At 62.4% G+C, this 15,105-nt stretch carries 25 protein-coding genes and 3 tRNA genes; all 28 read left to right on the forward strand.

Annotated elements, in window-relative coordinates:
• The first annotated feature begins 54 nt into the window (after window positions 1-54).
• The 28 genes from pth (at window position 55) to rplO (ending at window position 15,104) form a co-directional block, all read left to right on the forward strand.
• Window positions 55-633 (forward strand): aminoacyl-tRNA hydrolase, encoded by a 579-nt coding sequence (gene pth / locus IFT63_RS12960; RefSeq protein WP_042614859.1) that lies wholly within the window; start codon window positions 55-57, stop codon window positions 631-633.
• A 114-nt stretch (window positions 634-747) separates the two neighbouring features.
• Entirely contained in the window at window positions 748-1,839 is a 1,092-nt protein-coding gene (gene ychF / locus IFT63_RS12965; RefSeq protein WP_042614858.1) for a redox-regulated ATPase YchF, read from the forward strand.
• 698 nt (window positions 1,840-2,537) lie between these two features.
• Entirely contained in the window at window positions 2,538-3,563 is a 1,026-nt protein-coding gene (locus tag IFT63_RS12970; protein ID WP_080335269.1) for an isoaspartyl peptidase/L-asparaginase, read from the forward strand.
• Between the two features lie 136 nt (window positions 3,564-3,699).
• A tRNA-Tyr gene (locus tag IFT63_RS12975) sits at window positions 3,700-3,785 on the forward strand.
• Window positions 3,786-3,820: 35 nt separating this feature from the next.
• A tRNA-Gly gene (locus tag IFT63_RS12980) sits at window positions 3,821-3,894 on the forward strand.
• A gap of 53 nt (window positions 3,895-3,947) precedes the next feature.
• Window positions 3,948-4,023 (forward strand) — tRNA-Thr (locus tag IFT63_RS12985).
• A 40-nt stretch (window positions 4,024-4,063) separates the two neighbouring features.
• On the forward strand, window positions 4,064-5,254 hold the full coding sequence (tuf, locus tag IFT63_RS12990) for an elongation factor Tu (protein ID WP_101098575.1): 1,191 nt from the start codon (window positions 4,064-4,066) through the stop codon (window positions 5,252-5,254).
• 331 nt (window positions 5,255-5,585) lie between these two features.
• Entirely contained in the window at window positions 5,586-5,897 is a 312-nt protein-coding gene (rpsJ, locus tag IFT63_RS12995) for a 30S ribosomal protein S10 (RefSeq protein WP_010341589.1), read from the forward strand.
• Between the two features lie 11 nt (window positions 5,898-5,908).
• Window positions 5,909-6,559 carry a 50S ribosomal protein L3 gene (gene rplC / locus IFT63_RS13000; RefSeq protein ID WP_042614230.1) on the forward strand — a complete coding sequence of 217 codons (651 nt, stop codon included), beginning with the start codon at window positions 5,909-5,911 and terminating at the stop codon, window positions 6,557-6,559.
• Between the two features lie 12 nt (window positions 6,560-6,571).
• Window positions 6,572-7,177, forward strand: a complete 606-nt coding sequence (gene rplD / locus IFT63_RS13005) for a 50S ribosomal protein L4 (protein ID WP_042614229.1) — start codon at window positions 6,572-6,574, stop codon at window positions 7,175-7,177.
• On the forward strand, window positions 7,174-7,473 hold the full coding sequence (gene rplW, locus IFT63_RS13010; RefSeq protein WP_042614228.1) for a 50S ribosomal protein L23: 300 nt from the start codon (window positions 7,174-7,176) through the stop codon (window positions 7,471-7,473). Before rplD ends, rplW begins: the two co-directional genes overlap by 4 nt.
• A 10-nt stretch (window positions 7,474-7,483) precedes the next feature.
• Window positions 7,484-8,311 carry a 50S ribosomal protein L2 gene (gene rplB / locus IFT63_RS13015; RefSeq protein WP_042614227.1) on the forward strand — a complete coding sequence of 276 codons (828 nt, stop codon included), beginning with the start codon at window positions 7,484-7,486 and terminating at the stop codon, window positions 8,309-8,311.
• A gap of 6 nt (window positions 8,312-8,317) precedes the next feature.
• Window positions 8,318-8,587 (forward strand): 30S ribosomal protein S19, encoded by a 270-nt coding sequence (rpsS, locus tag IFT63_RS13020; RefSeq protein WP_042614226.1) that lies wholly within the window; start codon window positions 8,318-8,320, stop codon window positions 8,585-8,587.
• A gap of 12 nt (window positions 8,588-8,599) precedes the next feature.
• On the forward strand, window positions 8,600-8,935 hold the full coding sequence (gene rplV / locus IFT63_RS13025; RefSeq protein WP_017355410.1) for a 50S ribosomal protein L22: 336 nt from the start codon (window positions 8,600-8,602) through the stop codon (window positions 8,933-8,935).
• A 17-nt stretch (window positions 8,936-8,952) separates the two neighbouring features.
• Window positions 8,953-9,684, forward strand: coding sequence for a 30S ribosomal protein S3 (gene rpsC / locus IFT63_RS13030; protein ID WP_042614225.1), 732 nt, complete (start codon window positions 8,953-8,955; stop codon window positions 9,682-9,684).
• 5 nt (window positions 9,685-9,689) lie between these two features.
• Complete coding sequence (rplP, locus tag IFT63_RS13035; protein WP_042614224.1) at window positions 9,690-10,103, forward strand: 50S ribosomal protein L16; 414 nt, start codon at window positions 9,690-9,692, stop codon at window positions 10,101-10,103.
• Window positions 10,103-10,288, forward strand: a complete 186-nt coding sequence (gene rpmC / locus IFT63_RS13040; RefSeq protein ID WP_042614223.1) for a 50S ribosomal protein L29 — start codon at window positions 10,103-10,105, stop codon at window positions 10,286-10,288. The genes rplP and rpmC overlap by 1 nt, the downstream gene beginning before the upstream one ends.
• A gap of 11 nt (window positions 10,289-10,299) precedes the next feature.
• Entirely contained in the window at window positions 10,300-10,569 is a 270-nt protein-coding gene (gene rpsQ, locus IFT63_RS13045; RefSeq protein ID WP_042614222.1) for a 30S ribosomal protein S17, read from the forward strand.
• Window positions 10,570-10,582: 13 nt separating this feature from the next.
• Window positions 10,583-10,951, forward strand: a complete 369-nt coding sequence (gene rplN / locus IFT63_RS13050; RefSeq protein ID WP_042614221.1) for a 50S ribosomal protein L14 — start codon at window positions 10,583-10,585, stop codon at window positions 10,949-10,951.
• Window positions 10,952-10,967: 16 nt separating this feature from the next.
• Window positions 10,968-11,285: a 50S ribosomal protein L24 gene (gene rplX, locus IFT63_RS13055; RefSeq protein ID WP_042614220.1), complete on the forward strand. Its 318-nt coding sequence runs from the start codon at window positions 10,968-10,970 to the stop codon at window positions 11,283-11,285.
• A gap of 10 nt (window positions 11,286-11,295) precedes the next feature.
• The gene (gene rplE / locus IFT63_RS13060; RefSeq protein ID WP_042614219.1) at window positions 11,296-11,838 is read left to right on the forward strand and encodes a 50S ribosomal protein L5; all 543 of its coding nucleotides are present in this window, start codon (window positions 11,296-11,298) and stop codon (window positions 11,836-11,838) included.
• 20 nt (window positions 11,839-11,858) lie between these two features.
• Complete coding sequence (gene rpsN, locus IFT63_RS13065; protein WP_042614218.1) at window positions 11,859-12,164, forward strand: 30S ribosomal protein S14; 306 nt, start codon at window positions 11,859-11,861, stop codon at window positions 12,162-12,164.
• Between the two features lie 224 nt (window positions 12,165-12,388).
• Window positions 12,389-12,787 (forward strand): 30S ribosomal protein S8, encoded by a 399-nt coding sequence (gene rpsH / locus IFT63_RS13070; protein ID WP_004145387.1) that lies wholly within the window; start codon window positions 12,389-12,391, stop codon window positions 12,785-12,787.
• A 17-nt stretch (window positions 12,788-12,804) separates the two neighbouring features.
• Complete coding sequence (rplF, locus tag IFT63_RS13075) at window positions 12,805-13,329, forward strand: 50S ribosomal protein L6 (RefSeq protein WP_192084509.1); 525 nt, start codon at window positions 12,805-12,807, stop codon at window positions 13,327-13,329.
• 80 nt (window positions 13,330-13,409) lie between these two features.
• Window positions 13,410-13,769, forward strand: a complete 360-nt coding sequence (rplR, locus tag IFT63_RS13080) for a 50S ribosomal protein L18 (RefSeq protein WP_182657547.1) — start codon at window positions 13,410-13,412, stop codon at window positions 13,767-13,769.
• A gap of 160 nt (window positions 13,770-13,929) precedes the next feature.
• On the forward strand, window positions 13,930-14,472 hold the full coding sequence (gene rpsE, locus IFT63_RS13085; RefSeq protein WP_042614215.1) for a 30S ribosomal protein S5: 543 nt from the start codon (window positions 13,930-13,932) through the stop codon (window positions 14,470-14,472).
• Window positions 14,465-14,656 carry a 50S ribosomal protein L30 gene (gene rpmD, locus IFT63_RS13090; RefSeq protein ID WP_042614214.1) on the forward strand — a complete coding sequence of 64 codons (192 nt, stop codon included), beginning with the start codon at window positions 14,465-14,467 and terminating at the stop codon, window positions 14,654-14,656. The genes rpsE and rpmD overlap by 8 nt, the downstream gene beginning before the upstream one ends.
• Before the next feature lie 4 nt (window positions 14,657-14,660).
• Window positions 14,661-15,104 carry a 50S ribosomal protein L15 gene (rplO, locus tag IFT63_RS13095; RefSeq protein ID WP_042614213.1) on the forward strand — a complete coding sequence of 148 codons (444 nt, stop codon included), beginning with the start codon at window positions 14,661-14,663 and terminating at the stop codon, window positions 15,102-15,104.
• Window position 15,105 lies beyond the last annotated feature (1 nt).

Genomic DNA, 15,105 nt, shown 5'->3' on the forward strand with positions numbered 1-15,105 from the left:
GGGACGGGCGCCGTACCTGCCGGCAGCGCTGGCAGGCCGTAACAGGAAGAGACAATGGCAGGATTGCGACTGATCGTCGGCCTGGGGAACCCAGGCGCCGAGCACGCCCGGACCCGGCACAACGCTGGGTTTCATTTTGTGGAGGCCCTGGCCGAAAAGGCGGGCGCACGCTGGAGCGTGGACAGCAAGCTGTTCGGCGAGACCGCCAAGGTCGATATCGCAGGCCAGCCGGTCTGGCTGCTGAAGCCGGCCACGTACATGAACCTCAGTGGCAAGTCGGTCACCGCCGCGCAGCGGTTCTGGAAGATCGAACCTGAAGAAACCCTGCTGGCACACGACGAACTGGACCTGCCGCCGGGTGCGGCGCGGTTGAAGTTCGATGGCGGCCACGGGGGGCAGAACGGCCTTCGCGATACCATCCGCCTGCTTGGACACGGCAGGTTCCATCGCCTGCGCGTGGGCATCGGGCATCCGGGCCACAAGGACCGCGTGGTGCCGTGGGTGTTGGGACGTGCATCGAAGGATGACGACGTGCTGATCGCACGCGCCATCGACGATGCGATCGACGTGCTGCCGCTGGCGGTGCAGGGTGATTTCAGCGAGGCGATGAAGCGCCTGCACACCCCGAAATAACCCAGCGAAGACGGGCAGCGTCGAGCCATGCTCGGCGGTTGCACGATGAAAATGATTTGCAAAACGGCGCGTGCGCTTTTTCGCCAATCACTTTCACCCCAAAGGTTGTCGAACATGGGTATCAAATGCGGAATCGTCGGCCTGCCCAACGTGGGCAAGTCGACACTGTTCAACGCGCTGACCAAGGCAGGTATCGCTGCGGCCAACTTCCCGTTCTGCACCATCGAGCCGAACGTCGGCATCGTGCCGGTGCCGGATCCGCGGCTGAACGAGCTGGCGGCGATCATCAATCCGCAGAAGGTCATCCCGACGGCGGTCGAGTTCGTCGACATCGCCGGCCTGGTGGCCGGTGCGGCCAGCGGCGAAGGCCTGGGCAACAAGTTCCTGGCGCACATCCGCGAAGTGGATGCGATCACCCACGTGGTGCGTTGCTTCGAGAACGCCGACGTCATCCACGTCAACAACAAGGTTGATCCGCTGTCGGACATCGACACCATCGATACCGAGCTGGCGCTGGCTGACCTGGACAGCGTGGAGAAGGCACTGAACCGCGCCGAGCGTTCGGCCAAGGGCGGCGACAAGGAAGCGGCGGCACGCAAGCCGGTGCTGGCCAAGCTGCAGGCGGCGCTGGCCGATGGCAAGGCCGGTCGTGCGGCCGGCCTGGACGAAGAGGAAAAAGCGCTGGTGCGCGACCTGTTCCTGCTGACGCTGAAGCCGGTGATGTACATCGCCAACGTGCTGGAAGATGGCTTCGAGAACAATCCGCACCTGGATGCGGTGCGTGCGCGGGCGGCCGAAGAGGGTGCGAAAGTGGTGCCGGTCTCGGCGGCCATCGAAGAAGAGCTGTCGCAGCTGGATGACGAAGACCGTGACACCTTCCTGGCCGACCTGGGTCTGCAGGAGCCGGGCTTGAACCGCGTCATCAACGCGGCTTACCAGCTGCTGGGCCTGCAGACCTATTTCACTGCTGGTGTGAAGGAAGTCCGCGCCTGGACCGTGCGCAAGGGCGCCACCGCGCCGCAGGCCGCCGCGGTCATCCACACCGATTTCGAGAAGGGCTTCATCCGCGCCGAAACTATTGCCTACGACGACTTCATCAAGTTCAAGGGCGAAGCCGGTGCCAAGGAAGCCGGGCGCCTGCGCCTGGAAGGCAAGGAATACCGCGTGCAGGAAGGCGACGTGCTGCACTTCCGCTTCAACGTCTGATCCTGCAAAGGGTGGTCGGAAGCCCTCGCCTGCGGGTGAACGGCGGAGCGCCTCGTGGCGGGTCGCCAAGTGCGGGTTCGGTGGTTTGGGCTGGGCGGGAGGGGTTGGTGGGGGACGGCAGAAGCCGCTCCTGCGGGCCTCGTTTCGCGCCCTCCATGGCGCTCAACGCCCCCACCAACCCCTCCCGCCCGGCCCTGACAGTCCGCGCGCGCCGCCACGTAAGAAGAAAAAGCGGTAGCGCCGACCCATGGTCGGCGAGCGCAGCGGGCCGTTGGCGGGAACATTCCGCCGACCATGGGTCGGCGCTACCGCTTTTTCTTTTTTTTCTCCCGAGAACAAGCACTTCGCGACCCGCCAGGAGCGGCTCTGCCGTTCGCCGCTGCGATACATCGTTCGTTCTGCCTGGACAAATAATGACCAGCGTTCGAAACGCCTGCGGTGCATGGCTCAGCGTCACTTGTCCACATCAAACCCCCACGGCTCTCCACGTTCGGTGTGGAGAACCGCATCGCGCGCTGGACAAATATTGGCCACCTTTCGAAACGCCTGCGGCGTGTGGCTCAGCGGTACTTGTCCACACCAAACCCCCATCGCTCTCCACGCCGGGTGTGGAGAACCCGGCGCCGGCATCGAACTGCACTTGCCAATGTCCGCGGCGCCGCGCAGCGTGTCGGCAACTGTGTGATGGGAGTTGCCGAATGAGTCTGCGCCTAGGAATGCTGTGCGTGCTGTTGTCGATCTCCGTTGCCGCCGCGGCCGCACCTGCGCCTGAAGCGGCGCCGCTGCTGGTGATCCATGGCGGCGCCGGGGTGCAGCGCGCCGGGTTGTCCGCCGAAGAAGAGCGCGCCGCGCGCACGGCCCTGCGCAGTGCGTTGCTGCAGGGGCATGCCGAGTTGAAGGCCGGTCGCTCCGCGCTGGCGGCGGTGACCCGCGCCATCACCGTGCTGGAGGATGACCCGACCTTCAATGCGGGGCGCGGTGCGGTGTTCACCCACGACGGCCGCAACGAACTGGACGCTGCGCTGATGGATGGCGCGACGCGACGCGCGGGCGCGGTGGCCGGCGTGCAGCGGGTGCGCAACCCGATCCTGCTGGCGCAGGCGGTGATGGCGCACTCCGCGCACGTGATGATGGTGGGGCAGGGGGCCGAAACGTTCGCTGCCGAACAGGGCATCACCCTGGTGGATCCGTCTTACTTCCGCACTGAAAAGCGCTGGCAGCAGCTGCAGCGCGCCCTGCAGGAGGAGAAGGCGGGGCAGGCGCATGCCGAGCTGGAAACCGCCAGGCACTTCGGTACCGTCGGCGCGCTCGCGCTGGATGCCGAAGGGAAGCTCGCAGCGGGCACCTCGACGGGCGGCATGACCAACAAGCGCTACGGACGGGTAGGCGACTCGCCGGTCATCGGCGCGGGGACCTGGGCCGACGAGGGCTGTGCCGTCTCCGGCACCGGCTGGGGCGAGTACTACCTGCGCACCGCGGCCGCGCACGAGATCTGCGCGCGCGTGCGGCTGGCCGGTGCGTCCGCCGGCCAAGCAGGGCGCGAGGTGATCAACGGGATGATCCCTGCGCTGGGCGGCGACGGCGGGGCGATCGTGCTCACTGCGAAGGGCGAGGTCGGGCTGCCGTTCAACACCGAGGGCATGTATCGGGGCTGGATCGGCGCGGACGGTGTACCGCATGTTGCGATCTTCGCCGACGAAATGCTGCAACTGCCCGGTCAATAACCTTGCGTATCAACGGGTTTGCGACAGCATGTGAAAAAAAAGAAAAAACGTGTTGACAGACCCTCGCCGGATCAGCAGAATTGCGGGCTCACCACCACACACCGCAACGCTTCGGCGCCACGGCATGGGGTGGTAAGGAGGGATACCCAAGCGGCCAACGGGGGCAGACTGTAAATCTGCTGGCTTACGCCTTCGGTGGTTCGAATCCACCTCCCTCCACCAGTTTCACGTAGTTTCACGTTGTGGCAATTCCCGGTGCGGGAGTAGTTCAATGGTAGAACTTCAGCCTTCCAAGCTGATTGTGCGGGTTCGATTCCCGTCTCCCGCTCCATTGAATGTTTAGAACTTTGAAGATATTTCAGTTCGTGCCATAATGCAAAACTCGCTCACGTAGCTCAGTCGGTAGAGCACTTCCTTGGTAAGGAAGAGGTCGAAGGTTCGATTCCTTTCGTGAGCACCATCTTCAGCACCACCCCAAGACGAATTCGAGATAAGCAGCCATGGCCAAGGGTAAGTTCGAGCGCACCAAGCCGCACGTCAACGTCGGCACCATCGGTCACGTCGACCACGGCAAGACCACGCTGACCGCCGCACTGACCAAGATCGGTGCCGAGCGCTTCGGTGGCGAGTTCAAGGATTACTCCGCGATCGACGCCGCGCCGGAAGAAAAGGCACGTGGCATCACGATCTCGACCGCACACGTCGAATACGAATCCACCGTTCGTCACTACGCCCACGTCGATTGCCCGGGCCATGCCGACTACGTCAAGAACATGATCACCGGTGCTGCGCAGATGGACGGCGCGATCCTGGTCTGTTCCGCTGCTGACGGCCCGATGCCGCAGACCCGCGAGCACATCCTGCTGTCGCGTCAGGTCGGCGTGCCGTACATCGTCGTGTTCCTGAACAAGGCCGACATGGTCGACGACGCTGAGCTGCTTGAGCTGGTCGAAATGGAAGTGCGCGAGCTGCTGAGCAAGTACGACTTCCCGGGCGACGATACCCCGATCATCGCCGGTTCGGCCCGTCTGGCGCTGGAAGGCGACCAGAGCGACATCGGCGTGCCGGCCGTCATCAAGCTGGTCGAAGCCCTGGACAGCTGGATTCCGCTGCCGGAGCGTGACGTCGACAAGCCGTTCCTGATGCCGGTGGAAGACGTGTTCTCGATCTCCGGCCGCGGCACCGTGGTGACCGGTCGTATCGAGCGTGGCGTGATCAAGGTCGGCGAAGAAATCGAAATCGTCGGTATCCGCGACACCGTCAAGACCACCGTCACCGGCGTGGAAATGTTCCGCAAGCTGCTCGACCAGGGTCAGGCAGGCGACAACGCCGGTCTGCTGCTGCGCGGCACCAAGCGTGACGACGTGCAGCGCGGTCAGGTCCTGTGCAAGCCGGGTTCGATCAAGCCGCACACCGAGTTCGAAGGCGAAGTGTACGTGCTGTCGAAGGATGAGGGTGGCCGTCACACCCCGTTCTTCAACGGCTACCGTCCGCAGTTCTACTTCCGCACCACCGACATCACCGGCGCTGCCAAGCTGCCGGAAGGTGTTGAAATGGTGATGCCGGGCGACAACGTGAAGATGGTTGTCACCCTGATCAACCCGGTCGCCATGGACGAAGGCCTGCGCTTCGCCATCCGCGAAGGCGGTCGTACCGTCGGCGCCGGCGTGGTCTCCAAGATCATCAAGTAATCTGTTAGACTCTGCACCCCGATGTTGCCTGGGTAGGGCATCGGGGTGCTTTTAAAAGGGAAAAGAAACACAGGATGTGTTTCGTGTTCCCCGGACCAGGATCGGTCGCGCCATTCAGGCTTTGTCAACACGCTGTGTTGACAGGCTTTTTGTATGTGCGCTATGCTTCTACGTCTGGGCAGGCCGGGAAACCGACCTGCCTACGTTTTTGAGGTTAAGGGATTGACCTTGTCGGCCTGCAGGAGTGCGGGCCGTCTGTATTCAGGATATTCATGGGACATGGCAACCCAGAGGCCTTGTCCGTCGCTCTTTTAACGAAGGAACCCCCGTCATGGCGGACCAAAAGATCCGTATCCGGCTGAAGGCGTTCGATCATCGCTTGATCGACCGTTCGGCCAGCGAGATCGTAGAAACGGCAAAGCGGACCGGCGCGCAAGTGCGTGGCCCGATCCCGCTGCCGACCAAGATCGAACGCTACACCATCCTCGTCTCCCCGCACGTCGACAAAGACGCGCGTGACCAGTACGAGACCCGCACGCACAAGCGCGTGCTCGATATCGTTGATCCGAACGACAAGACCGTGGACGCGCTGATGAAGCTCGAACTGGCTGCCGGCGTCGACGTTCAGATCAAGCTGACCTGAGGACTACGACCATGACGAAGAAATATTCGTTGGGCTTCGTGGGCCGCAAGGCTGGCATGAGCCGCGTTTTCACTGAAGATGGCCAGTCCATCCCGGTGACCCTGATTGAAGCTTCCCCGAACCGCATCGCGCAGATCAAGACCGTCGAAACCGACGGCTACAGCGCCGTGCAGGTGACCGTCGGCGCACGTCGTGCTGCCCTGGTCAACAAGCCGGAAGCCGGCCACTTCGCCAAGGCGAAGGTCGAAGCCGGTCGTGGCCTGTGGGAATTCCGCGTTGAAGACGCGCAGCTCGGCGATTTCGCCGTTGGCGGCGAAGTCAAGGCGGACATCTTCGAAGTCGGCCAGATCGTCGACGTCCAGGGTGTCACCAAGGGCAAGGGCTTCCAGGGCACCATCAAGCGCTACAACTTCCGCATGGGTGACGCTACCCACGGCAACTCGCTGTCGCATCGCGCGCCGGGTTCGCTGGGTCAGCGCCAGACGCCCGGCCGCGTGTTCCCGGGCAAGAAGATGTCCGGTCACATGGGTTCGGTGCAGCAGAGCACCCAGAACCTGGAAGTTGTCAAGGTCGACGTCGAGCGCGGTCTGATCGCAGTTCGCGGCGCCGTTCCGGGCGCGGCGGGTGGCGACGTGATCGTCCGTCCGGCGAGCAAGGCATAAGGAGAGATGACGATGGAACTCGTTATCACGGGTAGCAACAACAAGGTCTCGGTCTCCGAAGCCGTGTTCGGTCGCGATTTCAGCGAAGATCTGGTTCACCAGGTCGTCGTCGCCTATCGCAACGCCGGTCGCGCTGGTACCAAGGCTCAGAAGACTCGTTCTGAAGTGGCTGGCACCACCAAGAAGTCGAAGAAGCAGAAGGGCGGCGGTGCGCGTCATGGCGCGCTGACGGCTCCGATCTTCGTCGGCGGTGGCGTCACCTTCGCGGCCAAGCCGCGCAGCTTCGAGCAGAAGGTCAACCGTAAGCAGTACCGTGCCGCCATGTGCGCGATCCTGTCCGAGCTGAACCGTCAGGGCCGTTTGACGATCGTGGAGGCCTTCGATGTCGAAGCGACCAACACCAAGTCGTTGATCGCCAAGCTGGCCGGCCTGGAAGTGGGCAAGCGCCCGCTGATCGTCACTGAAGATGCATCCGAGCACCTGTACCTGTCGGCCCGCAACATTCCCTACGTGGAAGTGCGTGACGTGCAGGGCCTGGACCCGGTGTCGCTGGTCGGTGCCGATACGGTCATCATTACCGCTGACGCGGTCAAGAAGGTCGAGGAGTGGCTGGCATGAGCAGCAACGAGAAAATCTTCAGCGTGCTGCGCGCTCCGCGAGTCTCTGAAAAGACCGCGCGCCTGCAGGAACTTTCCAACCAGTATGTCTTCGAGATTTCGAACGAAGCCACCAAGGCCGATGTAAAGGCCGCGGTAGAGCAGCTGTTCGACGTCAAGGTCGAGGCCGTCAACGTGCTGAACGTCAAGGGCAAGAACAAGTCCTTCCGTAACCGCGCTGGCCGCCGTGGCGATTGGCGCAAGGCGTACGTGCGCCTGGCCGATGGCCAGTCCATCGATGTAACGGCCAAGGCCTGAGGTCCATCCCATGCCATTGATGAAATTCAAGCCCACTTCCCCCGGCCGCCGTTCGGCCGTGCGCGTGGTTACGCCCGATCTGCACAAGGGCGCACCGCACGCAGCGTTGCTGGAGCCGCAGAGCAAGTCCGGTGGTCGTAACCACCACGGTCGCATCACCACGCGTCACGTTGGTGGTGGTCACAAGCAGCATTACCGCGTCATCGATTTCAAGCGCAACAAGGAAGGCATTCCGGCGCGCGTGGAACGGATTGAGTACGATCCGAACCGCACCGCCCATATCGCCCTGCTGTGCTACGTCGACGGTGAGCGTCGCTACATCATCGCACCGAAGGGCCTGAAGGCCGGTGACCAGGTGATCGCGGGCTCCGATGCGCCGATCAAGGCAGGCAACACGCTGCCGCTGCGCAACATCCCGGTCGGTACCACCATCCACGGCATCGAACTGAAGCCGGGCAAGGGTGCACAGATCGCTCGTGCCGCCGGCGCCGCCGTGCAGCTCGTTGCTCGTGAAGGCATCTACGCCACCCTGCGCCTGCGCTCGGGTGAAATGCGCAAGGTGCCGGTCGAGTGCCGCGCCACCATCGGTGAAGTCGGTAACGACGAGCACAACCTGGAAAAGCTGGGCAAGGCTGGCGCCAAGCGCTGGCGCGGTGTCCGCCCGACCGTTCGTGGTGCTGCCATGAACCCGGTTGACCATCCGCACGGCGGTGGTGAGGCGAAGGCCGGCCAGGGTAATCCGCATCCGGTCACCCCGTGGGGTGTCCCGACCAAGGGTTACAAGACGCGCCACAACAAGCGCACTCAGCAGTTCATCGTCCGCGATCGTAGGGGCTAATCGACCATGGCACGTTCACTCAAGAAAGGCCCGTTTGTCGATCACCACCTGGTTGCTAAGGTGGCTGCCGCTGCGGGTAGCAAGCGTCCGATCAAGACCTGGTCGCGTCGTTCGATGATCCTGCCTGACATGGTAGGCGTCACCATTGCCGTGCATAACGGCAAGAACCACATCCCGGTTCTCATCAACGAGAACATGGTCGGCCACAAGCTCGGCGAATTTGCCATCACCCGGACCTTCAAGGGTCACGGTGGTGACAAGAAGTCCGGCAAGTAAGGAGAGATGACAATGGAAGCGAAAGCCATTTTGCGCTCCGCACGCATCTCTGCGCAGAAAGCACGCCTGGTCGCTGACCAGGTGCGTGGCCTGCCTGCCGAGCGTGCGGTCAACCTGCTGAAGTTCTCGGACAAGAAGGCTGCCCACCTGATCAAGAAGGTGGTGGAGTCGGCTATTGCAAATGCCGAGAACAACCAGGGCGCTGACGTCGACGAGCTGAAGGTCCAGACCATCATGGTAGATGAAGGTCCGACCCTGAAGCGTTTCATGGCGCGGGCGAAAGGCCGCGGTACCCGCATCCTCAAGCGCACCAGCCACATCACTGTGGTTGTGGGCGCCGGCAAGTAAGCGGAAAGGAAAAGACCATGGGTCATAAAGTTCATCCGATTGGTATCCGCCTCGGTATTTCCAAGGATTGGAACTCCAAGTGGTACGCCAACAAGGCCGAGTTCGCTGGTTACCTGGCGGCCGACCTGAAGGTGCGGGAAATGCTGCGCAAGAAGCTTGCGCAGGCCGGCATCAGCAAGATCCTGATCGAGCGTCCGGCAAAGACCGCTCGCGTGACGATCCACACCGCCCGTCCGGGCGTGGTGATCGGCAAGCGCGGTGAGGACATCGAGAAGCTGCGCAAGGAAGTGAGCGAAATGATGGGCGTCCCGGCGCACATCAACGTCACCGAAGTGCGCAAGCCCGAGCTGGACGCCCAGCTGGTTGCCGAGTCCATCGCGCAGCAGCTTGAGCGTCGCATCATGTTCCGCCGTGCAATGAAGCGCTCGGTCGGCAACGCGATGCGCCTCGGTGCCCTGGGCATCAAGGTCAACGTCGGTGGCCGTTTGAACGGTGCTGAAATCGCCCGTTCGGAGTGGTACCGCGAAGGCCGCGTGCCGCTGCACACGCTGCGTGCCGACATCGACTACGGCTTCGCTGAAGCCAAGACGACCTACGGCATCATCGGCATCAAGGTCTGGATCTACAAGGGCGAGGTCTTCGATTTCTCCCAGGTTGGCCAGGAAAAGCAGGACGATTCCCCGCGCAACGATCGTAACGATCGCGGCGACCGCGGTGACCGTCAGCGCCCGGCTCGTGAAGCGAGGTAACGACAATGTTGCAACCCAAGCGAACCAAATACCGCAAGGTACATAAGGGTCGTAACGACGGCCTGAGCTGGAGCGCCAACGCTGTCAGCTTCGGCGAGTACGGCCTGAAGGCAACCGCCCACGGTCAGCTGACCGCGCGTCAGATCGAAGCGGCCCGCCGCTCGATCAGCCGCTACGTCAAGCGCGGTGGCAAGATGTGGATCCGTGTGTTCCCCGACAAGCCCATCACCAAGAAGCCCATCGAAGTTCGAATGGGTTCGGGTAAGGGCAACGTGGAATACTGGGTGGCCCAGATCCAGCCCGGCCGCATGATCTATGAAATCGAGGGTGTAACCGAAGACGTGGCACGCGAGGCGTTCCGCCTGGCCGCCGCCAAGCTTTCGGTCACCACCACTTTCGTAACCCGGACGGTGCGCTGATGGACCTCAAACAACTCCGTGAAAAGTCGGCTGACGAACTGAAGGCCCACCTGATCGACCTGCGTAAGGAACAGTTCTCTGTCCGTATGCAGCAGGTCACCGGCCAGCTGCCGAAGACTCACGATATCCGCCGGGTCCGGCGCGAGATTGCTCGCACCAAGACCCTGCTCGGCAGCATCAAGTAAGGATGGCCGCTATGAGCGACAATACTGAAAACAAAGCGCTGCGCACGGTCGAAGGCCGTGTCGTCAGCAACAAGATGGACAAGACGGTCACCATCCTGGTGGAACGCCAGGTCAAGCACCCGCTGTACGGCAAGTACATCAAGCGCTCGACCAAGCTGCACGCCCACGATGCCGACAATGCCTGCAACGAAGGCGATGTCGTGCGCGTGACCGAGATTGCTCCGATGTCCAAGACCAAGAACTGGCGCGTGGTGGAAGTCATCACGCGTGCGGCTGAATAAGGAGATCTGACTCATGATCCAGATGCAGAGCTACCTTGACGCCGCGGACAACTCCGGTGCCAAGGAACTGATGTGCATCAAGGTGCTTGGCGGTTCCAAGCGCCGTTATGCCCACATCGGTGACATCATCAAGGTCACCGTGAAGGATGCGATTCCGCGCGGCAAGGTCAAGAAGGGCGAAGTTTACGACGCCGTTGTTGTCCGTACCCGTAAGGGTGTTCGTCGTCCGGACGGTTCGCTGATCCGCTTCGACGGCAACGCGGCTGTCCTGCTGAACAACAAGCAGGAGCCGATCGGCACCCGTATCTTCGGACCGGTGACGCGTGAACTTCGTTCCGAGAAGTTCATGAAGATCGTCTCGCTCGCTCCCGAAGTGCTGTGAGCGACAGGAGATAATCATGGCTAACCGTATCAAGAAGGGCGACCAGGTTGTCGTCACCGCTGGCAAGGACAAGGGCAAGCAGGGCGAAATCGTCCGCGTCGACGGCGACCGTGTGGTCGTCGCCAACGTGAACATCGTCAAGCGCCACACCAAGCCGAATCCGCAGGCAGGCGTTGCCGGCGGCGTGGTCGAGCGTGAAGCGTCGATCCATATCTCCAACGTAAGCGTCGTCAACCCGGCAACGGGCAAGGGCGAGCGCGTTGGCTTCAAGGTGCTGGAGGATGGACGCAAACTGCGTGTGTTCCGCTCCAGCGGTGAGGCGCTCGACGCCTGAGGATGCGCTGATGAATACCCGTCTCGAAAAGTTTTACAAGGAAGAAGTAGTCCCGGCGCTGATGAAGCAGTTCGGCTACAAGAATCCGATGGAAGTGCCGAAGCTGGTCAAAGTCACCCTCAACATGGGTGTCGGTGAAGCAGCGACCAACAAGAAGATCCTGGAAAACGCCGTCGGCGACATGACCAAGATTTCCGGCCAGAAGCCGGTTGTCACCAAGTCGCGTGTGTCGGTTGCGTCGTTCAAGATCCGCGATGGTTGGCCGATCGGCTGCAAGACCACGCTGCGCCGTGAAAAGATGTACGAGTTCATGGACCGCCTGATCAACATCTCGCTGCCGCGCGTGCGCGACTTCCGTGGTGTTTCCGGCCGTTCCTTTGACGGTCGCGGCAACTTCAACATGGGTGTGAAGGAACAGATCATCTTCCCGGAAATCGACTTCGACGCTGTCGACGCGATCCGCGGCATGGATATCGCCATCACCACCACGGCGAAGACCGATGCGGAAGCGAAGGCGCTGCTGGCAGCGTTCAAGTTCCCGTTCCGTAACTGATACGTCGAGGAATAACCGAAATGGCAAAGACCTCCATGGTCAACCGCGACATCAAGCGGAAGAAGCTGGCTGAGAAGTTCGCTGACAAGCGCGCTGCCCTGAAGAAGATCGTGTCCTCCCCGGACGCGTCTTACGAAGAGAAGATCGAAGCCTCCACCAAGTTGTCGAAGCTGCCGCGCGATTCGTCGCCGAGCCGCCACCGCAACCGTTGCGAACTGTCTGGCCGCCCGCGTGGCGTGTACAGCAAGTTCGGCCTGGGCCGCAACAAGCTCCGCGAAGCCACCATGCGTGGTGACGTCCCGGGCCTGCGCAAGGCCAGCTGGTAACAGCTGACCGCCTTGCCTGAACAGGGCGGGGCGGATCCAAGGGAGGCAAGTTCAGCTGCCCTCCAGAAAAAACCAGGGAGCCCGACGCAAGTCGGGCTCTTTTGGCGTATACTCCCGCGTCTCGCTCTGCGCCTGTCGTGGGGGAGTAACAGGGTTCTGGCCCATTCCAGGAACAAAAACAGAATTCGCGAAAGCGGATATCGGTGCACTCAAAGGTACTCATAATGAGCATGACTGATCCCATCGCCGACCTGCTGGTCCGCATCAAGAATGCGGCAGCGGTTGGCAAGCAGACGGTGAAAGCCCCGTCGTCCAAGATCAAGGTTGCGATCGCCCAGGTCCTGAAGGACGAGGGTTACATCACCGACCTGCGCGTTACCGCGCTCGAGAACAACAAGTCCGAGCTGGAGATCGTGCTGAAGTATTTCGAAGGCAAGCCGGTCATCGCGACCCTGAAGCGCTTCTCGCGTTCGGGCCTGCGCCAGTACCGCGGCAAGAGCGAACTGCCGAAGGTCATGAACGGCCTGGGCATCTCCATCATTTCCACCTCCAAGGGCATCATGACTGATGCGCAGGCGCGCCAGTTGGGCGTCGGCGGCGAAGTCCTGTGCTTCGTGGCCTAAGGCGAAAGGAGTAAGACATGTCCCGTGTAGCCAAGAAGCCGATCGACCTGGGTAAGGTCGAACTGAACGTCCAGAACCAGAACGTCACCGCCAAGGGCCCGAAGGGCACCCTGTCGCTGGCCAAGCCGGCTGGTATCGAAATCAATGTCGAAAACGGCGTTGCCACCCTGAGCACCGAAGACGCAGCCCTCGTGCCGCTGACCGGTACCGTCCGCGCGATCCTGGCCAACATGGTCAAGGGCGTCACCGAAGGCTTCGAGCGCAAGCTGGAGCTGGTCGGCGTCGGTTACCGTGCGTCCATGCAGGGCAAGGACCTGAGCCTGGCGCTCGGTTTCTCGCACCCGGTGCTGTACGTGGCGCCGGAAGGCATCACCATCACCACCCCGACCCAGACCGAGATCCTGGTCCAGGGCGCGGACAAGCAGGTCGTCGGTGAAGTCGCCGCCAAGATCCGTGCGTTCCGCAAGCCGGAACCGTACAAGGGCAAGGGCGTGAAGTACTCCGACGAAGTCATCATTCGCAAGGAAGCCAAGAAGGCGTAAGCGCGAGTCCCTCGCAAGAGCCCGCACCTCCGTGTGCGGACTCCCCGGGGAGAAGCCTGACCTTCAGCTTTCCAGGACAAATAATCATGAACAAGAACATCGCCCGTCTGCGTCGTGCCAAGTCGACCCGCGCCCACATCCGTGTGCTCGGCGTCGCCCGTCTGTCGGTGCTGCGCACCGGTCAGCACCTGTACGCGCAGGTCTTCACTGCCGACGGCTCGAAGGTGCTGGCTGCCGCCAACACCACCCAGGCCGACGTCAAGGATGGCCTGAAGAGCGGCAAGAACGCCGAAGCCGCCGCCAAGGTGGGTCGCATCGTTGCCGAGCGCGCCAAGGCCGCTGGCATCGAGAAGGTGGCCTTCGATCGTTCGGGTTACCGTTACCACGGCCGCATCAAGGCCCTGGCTGACGCTGCCCGCGAAGCCGGCCTGCAGTTCTAAGGGACAAGGAAGGGAGCCTCCGGGCTCCTTTCCGCCTGCTCGCCGGCCAGAGGGTGGCCGGACGCTGTCGTTCTTCTGCAACGACATGACGGAACAACGCACCACTTCACAACCATAAGCGGCCCTGAGCCGTACATACCCAATCAACCAAGGAATAGAAATGGCAGAAGAACGTCAGCAGCGGGGTCGCGATCGCGACCGTAACCGCGAAGAGAAAGTCGACGACGGCATGATCGAGAAGCTGGTCGCGGTCAACCGCGTCAGCAAGACCGTCAAGGGCGGTCGCCAGTTCACCTTCACCGCACTGACCGTGGTCGGCGATGGCGAAGGCAAGGTCGGTTTCGGTTATGGCAAGGCGCGCGAAGTGCCGGTCGCCATCCAGAAGTCGATGGAACAGGCTCGCAAGAACCAGGTCACCGTCGATCTGAACAACGGCACCCTGTGGCACACGGTCAAGGACGGTCACGGCGCAGCCCGTGTGTTCATGCAGCCGGCCTCGGAAGGTACCGGCGTGATCGCCGGCGGCGCCATGCGTGCCGTGCTGGAAGCCGTTGGTGTGAAGAACGTGCTGGCCAAGGCCACCGGCTCGCGCAACCCGATCAACCTGGTGCGTGCCACCGTGAAGGGCCTGGCTGCCACGCAGTCGCCGGCCCGCATCGCGGCCAAGCGCGGCAAGAAGGTAGAGGATCTGAACCATGGCTAATGAAACCGGCAAGACCGTCAAGGTGCGCCTGGTGCGCGGCCTTCGTGGTTCCCAGTCGCTGCACCGCCTGTCGGTCCGCGCCCTGGGCCTGAGCAAGCTCAACGATGTGCGTGAACTGAAGGACAGCCCGCAGGTTCGCGGCCTGATCAACAAGGTTCACTACCTCGTCAAGGTTGAGGAATAATCCAATGACCATGCATCTGAATGACCTGAGCCCGGCACCGGGCGCCCGTACCGCACGCACCCGCGTCGGTCGTGGCATCGGCTCCGGCCTGGGCAAGACCTGCGGCCGCGGCCACAAGGGTTCGTTCGCCCGCAAGGGTGGCGGCAAGATCAAGGCCGGCTTCGAAGGCGGCCAGACCCCCATGCAGCGTCGTCTGCCGAAGATCGGCTTCAATTCGCCGATCGCCAAGGACACCGCTGAAGTGCTGCTGTACCAGCTGGACAAGCTGCCGGCCGGCGAGATCACCTTCGCCATCCTGCGTGAAGCCAAGCTGGTCCCGAGCATTGCCAAGCGGGCCAAGATCGTCGTCAAGGGCGAACTGACCAAGGCGTACACCCTGAAGGGCATCGTTGCCACGGCTGGTGCCAAGGCTGCGATCGAAGCTGCCGGCGGCAGCGTAACGGAGTAAT

Origin of the sequence: Stenotrophomonas sp. CFBP 13724 (assembly GCF_014841975.1) — a bacterium.
Taxonomy (GTDB): Bacteria; Pseudomonadota; Gammaproteobacteria; order Xanthomonadales; family Xanthomonadaceae; genus Stenotrophomonas; species Stenotrophomonas lacuserhaii.

Coding starts and splice junctions, on each gene's coding strand:
- pth (WP_042614859.1), top strand. CDS start 55: ATGGCAGGATTGCGACTGATCGTCGGCCTGGGGAACCCAGGCGCCGAG.
- ychF (WP_042614858.1), top strand. CDS start 748: ATGGGTATCAAATGCGGAATCGTCGGCCTGCCCAACGTGGGCAAGTCG.
- IFT63_RS12970 (WP_080335269.1), top strand. CDS start 2,538: ATGAGTCTGCGCCTAGGAATGCTGTGCGTGCTGTTGTCGATCTCCGTT.
- tuf (WP_101098575.1), top strand. CDS start 4,064: ATGGCCAAGGGTAAGTTCGAGCGCACCAAGCCGCACGTCAACGTCGGC.
- rpsJ (WP_010341589.1), top strand. CDS start 5,586: ATGGCGGACCAAAAGATCCGTATCCGGCTGAAGGCGTTCGATCATCGC.
- rplC (WP_042614230.1), top strand. CDS start 5,909: ATGACGAAGAAATATTCGTTGGGCTTCGTGGGCCGCAAGGCTGGCATG.
- rplD (WP_042614229.1), top strand. CDS start 6,572: ATGGAACTCGTTATCACGGGTAGCAACAACAAGGTCTCGGTCTCCGAA.
- rplW (WP_042614228.1), top strand. CDS start 7,174: ATGAGCAGCAACGAGAAAATCTTCAGCGTGCTGCGCGCTCCGCGAGTC.
- rplB (WP_042614227.1), top strand. CDS start 7,484: ATGCCATTGATGAAATTCAAGCCCACTTCCCCCGGCCGCCGTTCGGCC.
- rpsS (WP_042614226.1), top strand. CDS start 8,318: ATGGCACGTTCACTCAAGAAAGGCCCGTTTGTCGATCACCACCTGGTT.
- rplV (WP_017355410.1), top strand. CDS start 8,600: ATGGAAGCGAAAGCCATTTTGCGCTCCGCACGCATCTCTGCGCAGAAA.
- rpsC (WP_042614225.1), top strand. CDS start 8,953: ATGGGTCATAAAGTTCATCCGATTGGTATCCGCCTCGGTATTTCCAAG.
- rplP (WP_042614224.1), top strand. CDS start 9,690: ATGTTGCAACCCAAGCGAACCAAATACCGCAAGGTACATAAGGGTCGT.
- rpmC (WP_042614223.1), top strand. CDS start 10,103: ATGGACCTCAAACAACTCCGTGAAAAGTCGGCTGACGAACTGAAGGCC.
- rpsQ (WP_042614222.1), top strand. CDS start 10,300: ATGAGCGACAATACTGAAAACAAAGCGCTGCGCACGGTCGAAGGCCGT.
- rplN (WP_042614221.1), top strand. CDS start 10,583: ATGATCCAGATGCAGAGCTACCTTGACGCCGCGGACAACTCCGGTGCC.
- rplX (WP_042614220.1), top strand. CDS start 10,968: ATGGCTAACCGTATCAAGAAGGGCGACCAGGTTGTCGTCACCGCTGGC.
- rplE (WP_042614219.1), top strand. CDS start 11,296: ATGAATACCCGTCTCGAAAAGTTTTACAAGGAAGAAGTAGTCCCGGCG.
- rpsN (WP_042614218.1), top strand. CDS start 11,859: ATGGCAAAGACCTCCATGGTCAACCGCGACATCAAGCGGAAGAAGCTG.
- rpsH (WP_004145387.1), top strand. CDS start 12,389: ATGAGCATGACTGATCCCATCGCCGACCTGCTGGTCCGCATCAAGAAT.
- rplF (WP_192084509.1), top strand. CDS start 12,805: ATGTCCCGTGTAGCCAAGAAGCCGATCGACCTGGGTAAGGTCGAACTG.
- rpsE (WP_042614215.1), top strand. CDS start 13,930: ATGGCAGAAGAACGTCAGCAGCGGGGTCGCGATCGCGACCGTAACCGC.
- rpmD (WP_042614214.1), top strand. CDS start 14,465: ATGGCTAATGAAACCGGCAAGACCGTCAAGGTGCGCCTGGTGCGCGGC.
- rplO (WP_042614213.1), top strand. CDS start 14,661: ATGACCATGCATCTGAATGACCTGAGCCCGGCACCGGGCGCCCGTACC.